Below are 14,830 nucleotides of genomic sequence, written 5' to 3'. Positions count from 1 at the left end.
CTCGCCCCCCGCCAGTGCCGCGGAGCACGCACCGCGGGGGCACGGGGGGCTCGGCCCCCCGACAAAACAACGAACCCCACCGATGGAAGCCGCGAACGCGGCGACCACGGTGGGGCCATGGGGTGAGTGACGGGACTTGAACCCGCGACTTCCTGGACCACAACCAGGTGCTCTACCAACTGAGCTACACCCACCATGCGAGGAGCCGGTATCCGGTCGCCCTCGGCTGACTTATCGTAGCGTGCCGATTCCGGCGCCTCGAAGCGGGTTGTTCACTGCTGTCGTTGCTGCACTTCGGCGGCGGCCGCGCGGGCTTCGTCGCTGGTCGGGCCGGGTTGGGGGACGAACGCGGTGCGCCGGTAGTAGGCCAGCTCGCTGATGGATTCGCGGATGTCGGCGAGCGCGCGGTGGGCGAGGCCCTTCTCCGGCTTGGCGTAGTAGACGCGCGGGTACCAGCGCCGCACGAGTTCCTTGACCGATGACACGTCGACCATGCGGTAGTGCAGGTGGGCGTCGAGCGCCGGCATGTCGCGGGCGATGAAGCCGCGGTCGGTGCCGATGGAGTTGCCGGCGAGCGGGGCGCTCCTGGCTTCCGGCACGAGTTCGCGCACGTAGTCGAGCACGCGGCGTTCGGCTTCGGCGAGCGTGACCGTGGAGCGGCGGACCTCTTCGGTGAGCCCGGAGCGGGCGTGCATGTCGCGGACCACGTCGGGCATGGTGGCGAGCAGCTCGTCCTCGGCGTGGATGACGAGGTCGAGACCATCGCCGATGATGTTGAGCTCGGCATCGGTCACCAGGACGGCGATTTCGATCAGTGCGTCTTTGGCGAGGTCGAGCCCCGTCATCTCGCAGTCGATCCAGACAAGACGGTCGGTCACCCGTTGACCCTAACGCGCCGCCACGCCGCCTTCCGACCGACACAGCGGAACGGGCCGCCCCGACCGCGGCCCGTTCCGTCCCCCTGCCGGCTCAGTCGTTCTCGATCTGGCTCACGATCGTCTTGGCGTCGTTGATCGGGATGGCGAAGCCGATGCCGACGGATCCGCTGGATCCGGACGGGCTGTACATCGCGGAGTTGATGCCGATGACCTCGCCCGCGGTGTTGACGAGCGCGCCGCCGGAGTTGCCCTGGTTGATCGCGGCGTCGGTCTGGATCGCGGTGTAGCTGGGCGAATCGCTGGTGCTTTCGGCTGTCTGGCCGTAGGGCGAGGAGCCTTGGTCGTCGCCGGTGCCGATGTCGGAAAGGTTGCGGTTGAGCGCGCTGATGATGCCGGAGGTGACGGTGTTCTGCAGCCCGCCCGGCGAGCCGATCGCCACGACTTCCTGGCCCACCTTCAGCTGGCTGGAGTCGCCGAGGGTGGCGGCGGTGAGTCCGCTGGCGCCCTGTGCCTGCAGTACCGCGATGTCGGCGGTGGTGTCCGAGCCGAGCACCTGCGCCTGGTATTTCGTGCCGTCGGTCAGGGTGATCGTGACGCTGCGGGCGCCGGAGACGACGTGCGCGTTGGTGAGGATTTTCCCGTCGGCGCTGAGGATTACGCCCGAGCCGATGGCCTCGCCGCTCGTGGTCGTCACGTTCACCTGGACGACGCTGGGCAGCACCTTCGCCGCCACGGCACTGACGTCCGTGCTGGTCGTGCCGGAGACCGTCGTCGCGGTGGCCGTCGACGCGGTGCTGTTGGCGGAACTGCCGTCGAAGCCGACGATGGCGGCTCCGCTCGCGCCGCCGACCACAGCGGCCGCGACGGCGGTGGCGGTGACCAGAACGGCCACCTTTCCGCCCTTGCGGCGCGGTGGCCGTGGCGGGGTGAGCACCGGCGCGGCCTGCTGGGGGTAGTACGGGTAGTGGTAGCCCTGCTGCGGCTGGTATCCACCCGTGTGGCCCGGCCGGACGTCGTTCTCGCTCATGGCACTGAGATTGGCCCCGGTAGTTGTGAGAAACCTGTGGAACAACCCCGGAATCAGCTGAGAAGAATTACCTGAGAAATCTCAGCGAAACCTCCTCGGCAACGGTGGCCAGTGCAGCGCCCGGTCGTCGGCCAGCTGGTCGGCCAGCGCCGCCCACCGTTGTGGCGCAACGGTTCCGGCGGGGCGGCCGGGCTCGATCCCGGCGGCACGGAGGTTGCCTGGTGCGAGCTTCCCGGCGCGGACCGCCGGTGTCCGGTAGGCGTTCTCCAGTAATGTCCACAGTGCACGGTCGCTGCGGGTGTGCCGCCGTTCGAGTGTCAGCAGCGCCGAATCGACCCGTGGTCGTGGTCGGAAGTACTCCGCCTGGATGCGGCGAACGAGCCGGATGTCGAACCGTGCGGCCCACCACGCCAGCCCCGGATCCCTTGGCGCGGCGGCGGTTACGCGTTTGGCGAAACCCCATTCGACGATGAGCGCGGCGCGCCGGAGCCTGGTGCGTTGTGGGTCGAGCAATCGACGGAACAGTGTTGTCGAGAGTGCGTAGGGAATGCTCGCCACCACCGCGAAGTGTCGGTCAGGCAAGGAGAAATCCCGGATATCGGCCTGGACGATCTTCAGGTTTTCGCTACCGGCGAACCGGGCGCACAGGACACGGGCGAACTCCGGATCGCGCTCGATCGCGACGATCCGCGCGCCGGTTTCCACGAGATGGGTGGTGATGGCGCCCTGTCCGGCGCCGAACTCGAGGACGAGATCGTGTGCGCCGACCGGGCAGGACTGGACGAGCTGGGCCGCGATCCCCGGCGTGGCAAGGAAATGCACACCGGAGGACCGCTGGGCACGAGGTGCCGTTGGCATGGGGACTCCACGTCATGAGATGGGAAAACGGGCTCATGACGCAGCGACTGGGCGAAGACGTGCGGGAACCGCTGACCTGTCGGGTCAGCGCGAAAGGCGGGCAGCCGCTGCGTTCAGACGGCCCGCGCCCAGGGGCGGCGGGCCGCGAAGCAGGGCTGGCACAAGGTTCCCATGCATCCGAAGCTAGCAACGGGGGCAACCGGTTTTCCGCTCGCCCGGAATTGTCGGTGGGTGCCGCTAGGGTCTTCAGCAGTCAGTCCGATCAAGGGGGAGATGCCCGATGACCAGCACGATTCACCAGCCCGCGGTGCTCGAAGCGCGCGGGGAGTTCAGCCTCACGGCGTCCGCGCGGTTCCTCGAAGGGTTCACGCCGGCCGCCCGTCCTGACGCGGCGGAGGAGTCCGGCGCGCTGCGGCTCGCGTTCCCGGTAGAGCGCAGCTGGGAGCACGCGGGTGTGCTGATAAGGCAGCGAGCGCCAGGCCAAGTCGAGGTGGAGATCGCGCACGGTTCGCCGGAAACCGCGGTGCGGCAGGTCCGGCGAATCCTTTCGCTGGATGTCGACGGGGCCGGGTTTTCCCTTGTGGCGCAAGGTGATCCGGTCGTCCGGGCGGCAAGTGCGGAGTATCCGGGTTTGCGGCCGGTGCTGTTCCACTCGCCGTACGAGGCCGCCGCCTGGACGATCATCGGCAACCGCATCCGGATGACGCAGGCGGCCCGCATCAAACAGCGCCTCGCCGAAGAGCACGGAGTCGCGATCGAGGTGGCGGGCAAGAAACTGGCCTCGTTCCCGGCGCCGGAGCAGCTGCTGGCGATGCCCCGATTACCCGGGCTGGCGGAAGTGAAGATGGACAGACTGCGCGCGGTGGCGCGCGCGGCGAGGGACGGTCTACTCGACGCGGAGAGCCTTCGCGAGCTGGAGGCGCCCGAAGCGTTGCGGCAGTTGCAGCGGCTGCCCGGCATCGGCCCGTTCTCGGCGGAGCTGATCCTCGTGCGCGGCGCGGGGCATCCGGATGTGTTCCCCGCCAACGAGCAACGCCTGCACGACCAGATGCGGCAGAGCTACGGCGTCCCGGAGGCGAGCGTGGCCGAGCTGGCGGAGATAGCGGAGGGCTGGCGGCCGTTCCGGAGCTGGGTCGCGCTGCTGCTGAGGACGAGACGGGAGGCGGAGCCGGTGCCCGAGCCGCGCAATCGCGAGCTGTGAGGGATGTGCGCACTGTGATGGCCTGTGAACCGGATGGGGGTGGTGACAGAAAGCAGACAGCCGATGTGGTGAAGTGCGCGCGTGCTTCTCGCGGACACGACTGACTCCGTCTCGCCTTCGGGGATCTTCGGCGCACAGCCCGACCCGACGGTCTGGGTGCCGTTCGTGACCGGTGGGGTCGCCCTGCTGCTGGTGCTCTCCGGATCGCCGTGGCGGTTGGCCCGCAACGTCATCACGATCGTGCACGAGGCCGGGCACGCGTTGATCGCGTTGCTGGTGGGGCGTCGGCTGCAGGGCATCCAGCTGCATTCCGACACGTCCGGCGTCACGGTGTCCCGGGGCAAGCCCACCGGGCCCGGCATGGTGCTGACGTCGCTGGCCGGGTACCCGGCGCCGGGCGTGCTGGGGCTGGCGTTCGCCGCGCTGGTGGCGGCGAACCGGGTCACCGTGCTGCTCGGGGTCGCCGCGGTGTTGCTGCTGGGCGTGCTCGTGATGGTGCGCAACGCTTATGGCGTCCTGTCCGTGGTGCTGACCGCGGTCGGGCTGGGCGTGGTGGCGTTGGTGGCCGGGCCCGAGGTGCAGTCGTGGTTCGTGTACCTCATCACGTGGTTCCTGCTGTTCGGCGGCATCCGGCCGGTGTTCGAGCTGCAGCTCAAACGACGGCGGGGCGCGGCGCGCGACTCCGATGCCGACCAGCTGGCCAGGCTCACCGGCGTGCCGGGCGCGTTGTGGCTGCTGATCCTCGGCGTGCTCGGGGTGACGTGCCTCGTGATCGGGGGAGCGTGGTTGCTCGAGCCCGCGCTACAACCCTGAGCTGCTCGTACGGCACACTGAAGGGACGCGCGATCGAGCGTGCCGGGCTGTCCCTCGCCGCAGGGTGGGCGGCCCGTCCCGAACCCGGGTGAGACGGAAGGAACGGCTGTGTCCGACGAGGTGGCCAAGGCGGTAGAGGAATGCGCACGGGCGGCCAAGCGGGCGGCCCCGTCACTGGCCACGGCGCCGGAGAGCGCGATCGACGCCGCGCTGAACGGGATGGCGGACCGGTTGCTCGAAAGCCGGGAAGCCGTGCTGGAGGCGAACAGGGCTGACGTCGCGAAGGCGCGCGAAGAGGGGATGAGCGCGGGTCTGCTGGACAGGCTCACCATCACCGAGGAGCGCCTCACCGGGATGGCCGAGCAGCTCCGGCTGCTGGCGGGCGCACCGCATCAGGAGCGGTCGGTTCCGGTGTCCACTTTGGACGGCGGGCTGCGGCTGGTGGAGCGGCGGCGGCCGGTCGGCGTGATCGGCGCGAACTACGAGGCACGGCCGAACGTGACCGTGGACGTGGCTTCGCAGCTGGTCAAGTCGCGCAACGGCGGTGTGCTGCGCACGGGTTCCGCCGCGCTCGGTTCGGCGCAGCGGCTGCTCGACGTGGTGATCGCGCCTGCGCTCGCGGAGGCCGGTATCGACGCGGACGTGATCCAGCTGGTCCCGCGCGTCGAGCGTGAAGCCGCGGCGGCGCTCGTGCAGCTGCCTTCGCTAGTACCGCTGGTGATCCTGCGCGGCAGTGGCGAAAGCACGCGCGCATTGGCGACGGAGGCGGCCACGCACGGCGTGCGGACGCTGGCGCACGCGGACGGCGGCGGAGTGCTCTACGTCGACAAGGCCGCGGACAAGGAGAAGGCCCGCTCGCTGGTGCACGACAGCCTTGACAGGCTGGGCGTTTGCAACAGGCTGAACCTCCTGCTGATCCACGCCGAGGTGTACGACGACGTGTGGCCGCTGGTCACCGAGGCGCTCGGTGAGCGAGGTGTGGCGCCGTCGCTTGCCCCGCACGAGCACGCCATCGGCTACGAGTGGGCGCTGGACTCTGACCGTGAGGCCACCGTGACGGTCGCGAAGGTCGAGTCGCTCGACGAGGCCGTGCGCATCGCCAACGAAGAGACGTCGGGCCTGGCCGCCGGCATCACGACGGAGGACAACGCAGCCGCTGAAGCCTTCTTCGACGGCTACACCGGCACCGGCGTCTTCTGGAACGCGCCGACCCGCCTGCTCGACGGGTTCAAGCTGCTGGCCGTCCCGGAGACGGGCATCAACCTGGACAAGGTGCCCGGACCCCGCGGTCCGGTCACGTACACGGACTTGTACGTCAGGCAGTACGCCGTACTGCCCGACGCGGGCTGACCGGAAGGGCTTGGACCGGCGAGGGAATCGAACCGGGCTGAGGGCGCGCGCGTGCCGGGCGCCCGGCTTGGATCGGCCTGGCGTATGCCCGCCCCTCGCGTGCCCAGCCCCGCGCCTCCCTCACAAGCCCTAGGCTCGCTAGTCGTCCACGGAGCGGAGTTTTGGTTCGTGCCGGTCGCGGCGGTAGGTCAGCAGCGCGATCAGGCCGCGTACGAAGATGAGGACTGTCCGCATAAAACTCTTCCGAAACGTTGTGGTCAGGCCCCCGCCGGATCGGGCCTACGGCCTGCCCCGGGCGTGCCGCACAAGGTACGTGTTGCCGCGCCGCGCTGGGGCATGGGGGTCATCCGATTCGGTGATCGCCGGAACTCCCGGCAGGTCGGGCGCGACTTGGAGTGCGTTCGAGAAGGACGACACCGATTCGATCGACGAAACACGAAGGGTTGTGGGTCATGGCGGAGAAGCCGGGTAACTGCTCCTGCGGCAACTGCTCCACGGAGCACTGCGTGAAGTGCGAGCGCCGCCGGCACTAGGGCCTCGTGGCTGTGGCTCCTCCTCGCCCGCAGGCGCAGAGGAGCCACAGCACGAAACGGCTCAGGCCCGGCGCAGGGCGAACGAACGAAGGCGCGCGTAGCCACGCACGCTCGCGGGGCGCCGGGGGCGCACCGAATATCCCTTGTTCTTCGCCAGCTCACCGGCCAGTTCGCGGTCGATCAAGATCGTGCCGGGGCGGGCGATCGAGGTGAGCCGCGCGGCCAGATTCACCACCGACCCATAGACGTCACCGAACCTGCTCAGAATCCGGCCCGAAGCCAGTCCGGCGCGGACCTCGGGCAGGCTTTCGTCGCTGCTGGTGCGTTCGGTCAGCGCCAAGGCGATCTCGGCGGCGTCGACGGGCTCGTCGGCGACGAAGAGCACCTCGTCCCCGATCATCTTCACGATGCGCCCATGGTGCTCGGCCACGGCTTCCGTCGCCAGCGCCTCGAAGCGCTCCAGCACCTGGCTCAGCTCGGCCTCGTTGATGCGCCGGGTGAGCCGGGTGTAGCCGACCATGTCGACGAACCCGGCCACCTCGGTCCGCGCCTCGAGATCCTCCTCCGGCGAAGCCAATGCCCGCCCCGCGAAGGCCGCCAAATGCCGCCGCCACACGAAGTCCTGGACCTTCTGCAACTCCGGCACCAGCACGTCGACGAGCCGCTCGATCTGGCCGTCATCCTGGCCGAGACCCTCGTTTTCGGTGATCAGGGTCCACAGCATGTGCACCTGCCACTCGGCCAGCCGCGAAAGGTGCTGGCCCAGCGCCCTGGTCACCGGCACCTCGAGCGTGGCGTCGAGCAGCCCGGACGAGATCAGCTGATCCGCCGTCCGCACGGCCTCGACGTCGGCATCGGTGAACACCACCGCGTCGTCGTCGACGGTGGCGAACCCGAGGGCCCGCCACAGCCGCGTCGCGCGTTCGATCGGGACGCCCGTCTTCTCCGCGACCTCGAGCCGGGTGTAGCGGCGCTCGCCGCCGAGCAGAATGCGTTCGAGCCGCTCCTGATCCACCCGCGCCTCAGGTCGTGTGCACGATCAGCACGTCGACGCCCGATTTGCGCGCGGCCTCGGACGGCACCGAGCCCAGGATCCGCCCGGTGATCGTGTTCAGCCCGCGGTTGCCGACCACCAGCAGGTCCGCCGACCGGTCCGCGACGACCTTCCGCAGCGTCTCCACCGGCTCGCCGACGATCGCCAGCGTTTCGATGTTCGACGCGCCGACCTTGGCCGCCCTGTCACGGGCCGAAAGCAGCGTGTCCTCGGCCGGGGCCGAGCCGACGACCTGGTACGCCTCGTCGCGCAGCGCGTCCTGCGCCTTCTCGACGTCCTTTTCACTGGCCGGGTAGTAGGCGCAGACGATCACGAGCCGGGCGCCCGAGTCCGCTGACACCGCCGCCGCGCGGTCGACCGCGCGGAACGACGAGTCAGAGCCATCCGTACCTACGACAACAGTGTGGTAAGCCGCCATCCGAGTCCTTCCGACAGGTACGCGTGAGCCGCGTGGTCGGTTAGGTTACTCGTCAGTCGGTTTGCTCGCAGCCCCGTTCGGGTGACTCTTTTCCACGGTCACCTTGGGGCGTGCCGGCGCTGTCGGAGCGTCCGACGGGGCCGGCTTCGGGGAGGGTTTGGGCGCGGCCTTCGGAGTGGGCTTCGGCTCCTCCGCGGACATCCCTTCACCCAGCACCGACGTGGCCTCGCTGAGCACCGCCTTGGCGGCCTTGACCTGCTCGGCGATGCCCTCACGCAGCTTGCGCAGCGACTCGACCCGGTCCGCCGCCGCGTTGATCCTTTTGTTCGACTCCTCGGTGGCTTCGCGGACCCGGCGCTGTGCCTCGGCCGTCGCCTCCGCCAGGCGCGCGTTGGCCTCGTTGATCGAGTCCTGCTTGCGGCGGTTGGCGTCCTCGAGGGATTCGCGGCGACGACGCTCGATCTCCGCCTTCGCCTTCTTCTCCTCGTCGGCGACCTTCGCGCGGATCGACGCGGCCTCGTCGGTGGCCTCGCGGACCCGGCGCTCGGCCTCCGCCTTGCTGGTGGCCTCCTGCTCGGCCAGCACGCGCATCGACTCGGTGCGCCGCGCGGCCATCGCGATCTCGAAGTCCTCCTCGACCTGGGTGCGCCGCTGCTCGGCCTCCGCGTCGAGGCGGTCGCGCTCCTCCTTGGCCGCGGTGGTGATCTTCTCGGCCTCCGCGCGCGCGGTCTCCAGGACCTTGCGGTGCTCGGCCTCCATCTCCTTGCGCCGCGCGTCGAGCTCGGAAAGCAGCTGCTCGTAGCGGGCGCGCATGGCGCTCGCGTCGGACTCCGCCTTCGCCCGGATGTGCCCGGCCTCCGCCTCGGCGCGGGCGCGCGTGTCCGCCGCTTCGTCCTGCGCCAGCCGGAGCATGCGCTGGAGCCGCTCGGAAAGCCCTTCCACGGTCGTCGGCGGCTGGCCCAGCCGCTCCACCTGGCCACGCAGGTTGTCGATCTCGCCGCGGGACGCCTCCAGCTGCCTGGCCAGATCGCCCGCCTGCGAGATCGCCGCGTCCCGGTCGGCGGCGAGCATCTTCAGGTCGCCGTCCAGCCGCTCCAGGTGTTCGTCCACCTGATGCCGGTCGTAGCCGCGCTTCGCCAGGTCGAAGCCGGCGCCCAGCGGTACAAGCTCCCGTTCGTCGCCAAGGCTCATGCGGCCAGAGTACTTAGGGTGCGCCACTACGTCGCTCAGGCGCCCCGGAACGCGTTGATTCGATCAAGGTGCCGTTCCCGCATTTCCGTGTCGCGCACACCCAGACCCTCCTCGGGGGCGAGGCAGAGCACGCCGACCTTGCCCTGATGCGCGTTGCGATGCACGTCGAGCGCGGCTTGCCCGGTTTCGGCCATGGCGTACGTCTTCGACAGCGTCGGGTGGATCAGACCTTTCGCGATCAACCGGTTGGCTTCCCACGATTCCCGGTAGTTCGCGAAATGCGAGCCGATGATCCGCTTGAGGTTCATCCACAGGTACCGGTTGTCGTACTGGTGCAGGTAGCCCGAAGTCGACGCGCAGGTGACGATCGTGCCGCCCTTGCGCGCGGCGTAGACCGAGGCGCCGAAGGTCTCACGGCCAGGGTGTTCGAACACGATGTCCGGGTCGTCGCCGCCGGTGAGCTCGCGGATCTTCGCGCCGAAGCGCTGCCACTCCTTGGGATCCTGGTTGTGCTCGTCCTTCCAGAACCGGTATCCCTCGGCGTTGCGGTCGATCACCAGTTCCGCGCCGAGCTTGCGGCAGATCTCGGCCTTTTCCGGGCTGGACACGACGCACACCGGGATGGCGCCGCCGTTGAGCGCGTACTGGGTGGCGTAGGAGCCGAGGCCGCCGGAGGCACCCCAGATCAGCACCACGTCGCCCTGTTTCATGTCGGCGCCGTTGCGCGAGACGAGCTGCCGGTAGGCCGTGGAGTTGACCAGGCCGGGGCAGGCGGCCTCCTCCCAGGTGAGGTGCTTCGGCTTCGGCATCAGCTGATTCGCTTTCACCAGCGCGATTTCCGCGAGCCCGCCGAAGTTCGTCTCGAAGCCCCAGATCCGCTGCTCGGTGTCGAGCATCGTGTCGTTGTGCCCGTCCGGGCCTTCGAGCTCGACGTTGAGGCAGTGCGCGACCACTTCGTCGCCCGCCTTCCAGCGGTGCACGCCGGGGCCGGTGCGCAGCACGACGCCGGCCGCGTCCGAGCCGACCACGTGGTAGGGCAGGTCGTGCCGTTGGGACAGCGGCGAGAGTTTTCCGTACCGCTGCAGGAACTTGAACGTCGAAAGCGGTTCGAAGATCGACGTCCAGACGGTGTTGTAGTTGATCGCGCTGGCCATCACCGCGACCAGCGCCTCACCCGGCCCGAGTTCGGGCACCGGGACTTCGTCCACGTGCAGCGATTTCCGGGGGTCCTTGTCGGCGCTCGGCATGCCGTCGAACATCGCGGCTTCGTCCGCGTGCACGGTCACGCCGCGGTACGACTCGGGGAGCCCGAGCGAACCGACCGCGCCGGAGTCACCGGTCAGCACGGCTTCCCGGATCTCGTCGATCGTCCCTTGCGTCATTGCGGCCTCCCTGCGGGGGTCTGGAGGCCATGACATTACTGGCCAGTAACCAGTTTCGCCAGCGGGCGTGACGAGGCTTCCTCCACCTGTCCGGTTCATCCCGGTGTGCCGTAATCGAACGGTAATTGACCGGGCGGCCAACCAAGGCGCACCATAGCGGTGGGACCAGCGAGTTCAACCGGTCCCAGCCGAGAGTTTTTCCGGAGGTGAACACGATGACCGAACCCTCGACGACCCGTGCCTGGATGCGTCCGCACGACTGGGCCGAGGTCGTGCTCGGGGTGGTGGCGGTGCTGTCATTCCTGTGGGTGGACACCGACAACACCGCGATGTGGACCATGATCGTGCTCGGCGCGCTGATCGCGCTGGACGGTCTGCTGTCGCTGGCGATGCCGGGGCTGGTGTACGGCGAAGGCGTGCAGATCGTGCTGGGTGCGTTGCTGTTCATCGCGCCATGGGTGCTGACCTACACCGCGATGAACGGCGCGGCGTGGTCGTCCTGGATCATCGGCGGGCTGACCTTGGTCATCGGCGCGGCCGCGCTGCCGGTGGCCAACGCCGAGCACGGCAGGATGGCGGGCCAGCACTGAGTCCGGCGCCTGCCCGCGCGTGGCCGTTTCGGTTACGTTTGAGGGCAGGCGTGGCAGGTGAAGAGGTGGACCGTGGCGGAGAAGAACGAACCTTCGGCGAAGGAACGCATCCTCGCGGCCGCTGAGGAGTTGTTCGCCGAATCGGGCTTCGACGCCACGCCCACCTCGCGCATCGCCGAACGGGCCGAAGTGCCCAAAGGCCTGGTGCACTACTACTTCCGGCGCAAGGCCGATCTGCTGACCGCGCTCATCAAACGGCTGCCCGACGAGCAGATCGACCCGGCGAGCATCGTCGTTCCCGGCGACATCGCGGAAAGTCTGCGCCGCCTGGTCTCCGAGCTCGACGACAGGCTGGCGCGGTCACGGATGCTTTCGCATTTGTTGTGGCGTGAGGCCGACACGCACCGCGCGGTGCGCGACGCGCTGAACAACCGGTTCCAGCGTCTGGTCCGCCAAGTGCGCGCGGTGATCCTCGCTGCGGGGGACAGCGGCGTGACGGTGGAGGACGTCGACAGCGCGGCGGGGTTGCTGGCGTTGGCGATGAGCTACCGGCATTCCGTGGCGCGGCACGGCGGTGGCGGCCCGCCGGACCTGATGGAACGCGAGCTGAACTTCATCGCCGACGCGCTCTCGCCCCGGCCCGCGGCGACCTAGGGGGCGTCCTCAAAGCCTCATTCGCGCTCTTGGCGCCCAGGCGGCCCCTGGCGGGCACCGGTGATTCACCCGAGTACAACCCGGTACGAGGGAGAATCCCCGGCACCGCCAGGAACCACCTGGATCACCAAGCCCATCGACCAGGCTTTGAGGACACCCCCTAGTGATCCTTGGCGGGCTCGACCAGTTCGACGAGCACGCCGCCGGCGTCCTTCGGGTGCACGAAGTTCACCCTGCTGTTCGCGGTGCCCCGCTTGGCCTTTTCGTAGAGCAGCCGCAAACCCTTGGCGCGCAACGCTTCCGCGGCCTCTTCGACATCCGTGACCCGGTAGGCGACCTGCTGGAGGCCGGGACCCTTGGTGTCCAGGAACTTCCCGATGGTGGAGTCCGGGCGCAGCGGCGCGAGCAGCTGGACGGCGGGACCGTTCTCGTCACCCTGCGCGTGCAGCATCGCCTCGCGCACGCCCTGCTCTTCGTTGACCTCGGTGTGCGTGGCCTTCATGCCGAAGGTGGTGGCGTAGAAGTCGATCGCGGCGTCGAGATCCGGCACCGCGATACCGACGTGGTCGACCGTGGTCACGAACGGCTTCAGCGCGTCATTCATGGCCCGAGCATAAGGCCTTTCACCCCGTGCGGTGGCTCACATCTACCTGGGGATTCGTCCGGGTATCGTCGTTGTGACCGCCGTCGTTCGAGTGGAGGCTGCCTTGTCCGGTTCCGTGATTCTGGGTGCGGCCCGCACCCCGATCGGTCGTTTGCTGGGTTCGCTCAAGGACTTCTCCGGGGCTCAGCTGGGTGGGGTCGCCATCAAGGCGGCGCTGGAGCGCGCCGGGGTTTCCCCGGAGGCGGTGCAGTACACGATCATGGGTCAGGTTTTGACCGCCGGAGCGGGCCAGATTCCCGCCCGGCAGGCGGCGGTGGCCGCGGGGATCCCGATGGACGTGCCGGCGCTGAGCATCAACAAGGTCTGCCTGTCCGGCCTGGACGCGATCGCGCTGGCGGACCAGCTGATCCGCGCCGGCGAGTTCGATCTCGTGGTCGCGGGTGGCCAGGAGTCGATGACCCAGGCCCCGCATCTGCTGCCGAAGTCCCGCTCGGGGTTCAAGTACGGCGACACCACGCTGGTCGACCACATGGCTTACGACGGTCTGTTCTGCGCCTTCGACCAGGTCGCGATGGGTTCCTCCACGGAGAAGTACAACTCCCGCTACGGGCTGACCCGTGAGCAGCAGGACGAGTTCTCGGCGCGTTCGCACCAGCGGGCGGCCGCCGCGATCGAGGCCGGGGCGTTCAAGGAGGAGCTCGCGCCGGTCTCGATTCCGCAGCGCAAGGGTGAGCCGATCTCCTTCGAGACCGACGAGGGCGTACGCGCGGACACGACGGCGGCGGGTTTGGCCAAGCTGCGTCCCGCTTTCGCGTCGGACGGCACGATCACGGCCGGTTCGGCGTCGCAGATTTCCGATGGCGCGGCGGCGGTTGTCGTGGCGAGCCGGGAGAAGGCCGAGGAGCTGGGCATCGCGCCGCTGGCCGAGATCGGCGCGCACGGCGTGGTCGCCGGGCCGGACGCGAGCCTGCACGAGCAGCCCTCCAACGCGATCAAGGCCGCGCTGGCCAAGGCGAAGCTGGACGTGAGCGCGCTGGACCTGGTCGAGATCAACGAGGCGTTCGCGGCGGTGGGCCTGGTGTCCACCGACAAGCTCGGGCTGAGCCCCGACGTCGTCAACGTCAACGGCGGGGCGATCGCGCTCGGTCACCCGATCGGTGCCTCCGGGGCGCGGCTGGCCGTGCACCTGGTGCACGAACTGCGCCGCCGCGGCGGTGGCCTCGGCGCGGCCGCGCTGTGCGGTGGCGGCGGCCAGGGTGACGCGCTGCTGCTGCGAGTCCCCTCGAATTGACAGGATGGCGGGATGCCGCCATTGAACGTCTCCGAGCTGGTCGACCGCGCGCGGGAAGGACAGCCGCGTGCGGTCGCCAAGCTCATCTCACTGGTCGAGGACGCCAGCCCCCGGCTGCGTGAGGTCGCCGCCGCGCTGACCCCGCACACCGGCAACGCCCGCGTGATCGGGTTGACCGGGCCGCCTGGGGTCGGCAAGTCGACATCCACCTCGATGCTGTTGTCCGCGCTGCGCAAGGAAGGCAAGCGCGTCGGCGTGCTGGCGATCGACCCGTCGTCGCCGTTCTCCGGTGGGGCGCTGCTGGGCGACCGCATCCGGATGACCGAGCACGCCACCGACCCGGGCGTGTACATCCGCTCGATGGCGACGCGCGGGCACCTCGGCGGGCTTTCCTGGGCGACGCCGCAGGCCGTGCGGGTGCTCGACGCGGCAGGGTTCGACTACGTGCTGATCGAGACGGTCGGGGTTGGACAGTCCGAAGTGGACGTTGTGAAACTGGCCGACACCACGGTGGTTCTGCTCGCCCCTGGCATGGGCGACGGGATACAGGCGGCCAAGGCCGGCGTGCTGGAGATCGCCGACGTGTTCGTGGTGAACAAGTCGGACCGCGATGGAGCCGAGGTCGTGGTCCGCGACCTGAAGCAGCTGATCTCCTTCGCCCGCCGCGAAATCCGGGGCGAGAGCTGGCGGCAGCCGATCGTGCGGACGGTGGCTTCGCGGGAGGAAGGCGCCGGGGAGCTCGTCGCGGCGCTGAACGAACACCACGACTGGCTGGCGGCGCACGGTGAGCTGGCGCGGCGTCGCGAGCATCGCGCGGCAAGCGAGGTCGAGGCCATCGCGCTGCGGCGACTGCGAGCCGAGCTGGAGGACCTGCACGGGGGCGGTCACCTGTCCGGGTTGGCCCGGCAGGTCGTGGAGCGGCAGCTCGACCCGTACGCGGCCGCTGACGCACTGCTGGACTCGCTGCGGCCTGGACAATAGAAGGC

At 69.3% G+C, this 14,830-nt stretch carries 15 protein-coding genes and 1 tRNA gene; 7 read left to right on the top strand and 9 right to left on the bottom strand.

Annotated elements, in window-relative coordinates:
• Positions 1-118 precede the first annotated feature (118 nt).
• From FPZ12_RS29050 to FPZ12_RS29035, 4 genes are all read right to left on the bottom strand, one after another.
• Positions 119-194: transfer RNA gene (locus FPZ12_RS29050), tRNA-His, on the bottom strand.
• Positions 195-272: 78 nt separating this feature from the next.
• Positions 273-878: an oligoribonuclease gene (orn, locus tag FPZ12_RS29045; RefSeq protein WP_144753281.1), complete on the bottom strand. Its 606-nt coding sequence runs from the start codon at positions 876-878 to the stop codon at positions 273-275.
• Positions 879-969: 91 nt separating this feature from the next.
• Positions 970-1,905 carry a S1C family serine protease gene (locus FPZ12_RS29040; RefSeq protein ID WP_144753278.1) on the bottom strand — a complete coding sequence of 312 codons (936 nt, stop codon included), beginning with the start codon at positions 1,903-1,905 and terminating at the stop codon, positions 970-972.
• An 81-nt stretch (positions 1,906-1,986) separates the two neighbouring features.
• Complete coding sequence (locus FPZ12_RS29035; RefSeq protein ID WP_144753275.1) at positions 1,987-2,763, bottom strand: ribosomal RNA small subunit methyltransferase A; 777 nt, start codon at positions 2,761-2,763, stop codon at positions 1,987-1,989.
• A 280-nt stretch (positions 2,764-3,043) separates the two neighbouring features.
• Between FPZ12_RS29035 and FPZ12_RS29030 the strand changes: the two genes are divergently transcribed.
• From FPZ12_RS29030 to FPZ12_RS29020, 3 genes are all read left to right on the top strand, one after another.
• Positions 3,044-3,964 carry a DNA-3-methyladenine glycosylase family protein gene (locus FPZ12_RS29030; protein WP_144753272.1) on the top strand — a complete coding sequence of 307 codons (921 nt, stop codon included), beginning with the start codon at positions 3,044-3,046 and terminating at the stop codon, positions 3,962-3,964.
• 123 nt (positions 3,965-4,087) lie between these two features.
• Positions 4,088-4,777: a M50 family metallopeptidase gene (locus FPZ12_RS29025; protein WP_424923652.1), complete on the top strand. Its 690-nt coding sequence runs from the start codon at positions 4,088-4,090 to the stop codon at positions 4,775-4,777.
• 108 nt (positions 4,778-4,885) lie between these two features.
• On the top strand, positions 4,886-6,127 hold the full coding sequence (locus tag FPZ12_RS29020; protein ID WP_144753266.1) for an aldehyde dehydrogenase family protein: 1,242 nt from the start codon (positions 4,886-4,888) through the stop codon (positions 6,125-6,127).
• Positions 6,128-6,721: 594 nt separating this feature from the next.
• On the opposite strand, the gene FPZ12_RS29015 is transcribed toward FPZ12_RS29020, so the two are convergent.
• The 4 genes from FPZ12_RS29015 to ccrA are packed head-to-tail and all read right to left on the bottom strand — an operon-like array spanning position 6,722 to position 10,705.
• Positions 6,722-7,675 (bottom strand): adenylate/guanylate cyclase domain-containing protein, encoded by a 954-nt coding sequence (locus FPZ12_RS29015; RefSeq protein WP_144753263.1) that lies wholly within the window; start codon positions 7,673-7,675, stop codon positions 6,722-6,724.
• Between the two features lie 7 nt (positions 7,676-7,682).
• Complete coding sequence (locus FPZ12_RS29010) at positions 7,683-8,132, bottom strand: universal stress protein (RefSeq protein WP_144753260.1); 450 nt, start codon at positions 8,130-8,132, stop codon at positions 7,683-7,685.
• A gap of 45 nt (positions 8,133-8,177) precedes the next feature.
• The gene (locus FPZ12_RS29005) at positions 8,178-9,323 is read right to left on the bottom strand and encodes a coiled-coil domain-containing protein (protein WP_144753257.1); all 1,146 of its coding nucleotides are present in this window, start codon (positions 9,321-9,323) and stop codon (positions 8,178-8,180) included.
• Between the two features lie 35 nt (positions 9,324-9,358).
• Positions 9,359-10,705, bottom strand: a complete 1,347-nt coding sequence (ccrA, locus tag FPZ12_RS29000) for a crotonyl-CoA carboxylase/reductase (protein WP_144753254.1) — start codon at positions 10,703-10,705, stop codon at positions 9,359-9,361.
• A 215-nt stretch (positions 10,706-10,920) separates the two neighbouring features.
• On the opposite strand from ccrA, the gene FPZ12_RS28995 reads away from it, so the two are divergent.
• Both FPZ12_RS28995 and FPZ12_RS28990 read left to right on the top strand, forming a co-directional pair.
• Positions 10,921-11,295, top strand: coding sequence for an SPW repeat protein (locus FPZ12_RS28995; RefSeq protein ID WP_144753251.1), 375 nt, complete (start codon positions 10,921-10,923; stop codon positions 11,293-11,295).
• Between the two features lie 57 nt (positions 11,296-11,352).
• Entirely contained in the window at positions 11,353-11,949 is a 597-nt protein-coding gene (locus FPZ12_RS28990; protein ID WP_243770086.1) for a TetR/AcrR family transcriptional regulator, read from the top strand.
• Positions 11,950-12,109: 160 nt separating this feature from the next.
• On the opposite strand, the gene mce is transcribed toward FPZ12_RS28990, so the two are convergent.
• Entirely contained in the window at positions 12,110-12,553 is a 444-nt protein-coding gene (gene mce / locus FPZ12_RS28985; protein ID WP_144753248.1) for a methylmalonyl-CoA epimerase, read from the bottom strand.
• Between the two features lie 103 nt (positions 12,554-12,656).
• Between mce and FPZ12_RS28980 the strand changes: the two genes are divergently transcribed.
• On the top strand, positions 12,657-13,844 hold the full coding sequence (locus FPZ12_RS28980) for an acetyl-CoA C-acetyltransferase (protein WP_144753245.1): 1,188 nt from the start codon (positions 12,657-12,659) through the stop codon (positions 13,842-13,844).
• Positions 13,845-13,856: 12 nt separating this feature from the next.
• Positions 13,857-14,825, top strand: coding sequence for a methylmalonyl Co-A mutase-associated GTPase MeaB (gene meaB, locus FPZ12_RS28975; protein ID WP_144753242.1), 969 nt, complete (start codon positions 13,857-13,859; stop codon positions 14,823-14,825).
• The last annotated feature ends 5 nt before the right edge of the window (positions 14,826-14,830 follow it).

It is taken from the genome of Amycolatopsis acidicola (assembly GCF_007713735.2).
Classification (GTDB): domain Bacteria; phylum Actinomycetota; class Actinomycetes; order Mycobacteriales; family Pseudonocardiaceae; genus Amycolatopsis_E; species Amycolatopsis_E acidicola.
This window is presented reverse-complemented; position numbering and strand designations above follow the sequence as displayed.

What these genes read in the sequence shown, in the direction of transcription:
- FPZ12_RS29040 (WP_144753278.1), bottom strand. Translation starts at nt 1,905, where the DNA reads ATGAGCGAGAACGACGTCCGGCCGGGCCACACGGGTGGATACCAGCCG.
- FPZ12_RS29035 (WP_144753275.1), bottom strand. Translation starts at nt 2,763, where the DNA reads ATGCCAACGGCACCTCGTGCCCAGCGGTCCTCCGGTGTGCATTTCCTT.
- FPZ12_RS29030 (WP_144753272.1), top strand. Translation starts at nt 3,044, where the DNA reads ATGACCAGCACGATTCACCAGCCCGCGGTGCTCGAAGCGCGCGGGGAG.
- FPZ12_RS29010 (WP_144753260.1), bottom strand. Translation starts at nt 8,132, where the DNA reads ATGGCGGCTTACCACACTGTTGTCGTAGGTACGGATGGCTCTGACTCG.
- FPZ12_RS29005 (WP_144753257.1), bottom strand. Translation starts at nt 9,323, where the DNA reads ATGAGCCTTGGCGACGAACGGGAGCTTGTACCGCTGGGCGCCGGCTTC.
- ccrA (WP_144753254.1), bottom strand. Translation starts at nt 10,705, where the DNA reads ATGACGCAAGGGACGATCGACGAGATCCGGGAAGCCGTGCTGACCGGT.
- FPZ12_RS28995 (WP_144753251.1), top strand. Translation starts at nt 10,921, where the DNA reads ATGACCGAACCCTCGACGACCCGTGCCTGGATGCGTCCGCACGACTGG.
- mce (WP_144753248.1), bottom strand. Translation starts at nt 12,553, where the DNA reads ATGAATGACGCGCTGAAGCCGTTCGTGACCACGGTCGACCACGTCGGT.
- meaB (WP_144753242.1), top strand. Translation starts at nt 13,857, where the DNA reads ATGCCGCCATTGAACGTCTCCGAGCTGGTCGACCGCGCGCGGGAAGGA.